1 protein-coding gene is annotated in these 1,005 nt (G+C 33.4%); it reads left to right on the top strand.

The features are described 5' to 3' along the window. The first annotated feature begins 47 nt into the window (after positions 1 to 47). Positions 48 to 797 carry a type IV secretion system protein gene (locus ACFIKH_RS09165; RefSeq protein ID WP_375671537.1) on the top strand — a complete coding sequence of 250 codons (750 nt, stop codon included), beginning with the start codon at positions 48 to 50 and terminating at the stop codon, positions 795 to 797. Positions 798 to 1,005: the final 208 nt, after the last annotated feature.

The raw sequence follows: 1,005 nt of genomic DNA, 5'->3' as shown, positions 1-1,005 counted from the left end.
GTACCTATTAATAAAACAATCCCTGCCGAAATCAAGCGAGCAAATATATGAAAAAGCGATTTATTATAACAGGAATGATTACCATTTGGGGAATGATAAATTTAACTCTAACGTCTAACCTTAGTTGGGGTTCTGGGACTCAAGGTTCAACTGTTCAAAGTCCTCTCCCTGTTTCAAACGCAGAATATCTGGAAATTATTAATTTGTTAAAACAACACATTATAGCAAACGAAAACCAGATCAAAAACACGGAAAAAATTCTTCAGTCTATAACAGGAAATAGAATGTCAACACTAATAACAGGAGAGAGTTTTAGTTATTTCTTACAATTTTTGTCTTCTATCTACCCAGAAACACGGGAAAACTACCAAGCCGTAAGTGTTGGGGAATTTAGAAAATTTTTTCGTGAAACTGTTCTCGAAGAGAAAAGGACCAGCTTCCAGGAATTACCGTATTATAAGATACGCGAAATAATTAATACGCGTCTTAAATATAGTGGAATTATCGAAAAAGCTGTAAGTTTGCAAACTTTCCAAGACGCAGAGAACCGATTTACACAAATAGACGTCTTCTTAGATAAGATAAATAAAACAAAAGATCTGAAAGAAGCTTTCGAGCTGCAAACACGCATCAAGAGCATGTCAGCCATGATCCAAAATGAATATGCAAAGCTACAAATGATCAGAAGTTTAAGCGATAACGAAGAGTCTCTTATAGAAATACAAAAACGTAAATTGTATGGAAAAATTGTAGCCTCTAAATACAAAGATATGCCTAAAATAAGATCTAACCAATAAAGCTCTTTACAACATTTGCTTTTTTTCATGAAGACAAAAGCCACTGTAGAAGGTTCAGTACTATCTGAACAATTCAAAGAGGCACAGAGATTTTCTCAAAGCCAAGATATCGTAATGAAAATACTTAGGTGATGTATAAATGAAAATGAAGTGTTTAGCATATATCTATGTTTCAAGGTGATAAAAAGTTGAAAATTCGTTAAAGAGG

Source organism: Bartonella sp. SD1336NMGDW, assembly GCF_042193565.1.
Taxonomy (GTDB): domain Bacteria; phylum Pseudomonadota; class Alphaproteobacteria; order Rhizobiales; family Rhizobiaceae; genus Bartonella; species Bartonella grahamii.
Note: the sequence above shows the minus strand (reverse complement) of the source record. Positions and strands in the feature narration are given on the sequence as shown.

Bases quoted from the DNA above. Each gene is read 5' to 3' on its own strand.
- ACFIKH_RS09165 (WP_375671537.1), top strand. From the start codon at position 48: ATGAAAAAGCGATTTATTATAACAGGAATGATTACCATTTGGGGAATG.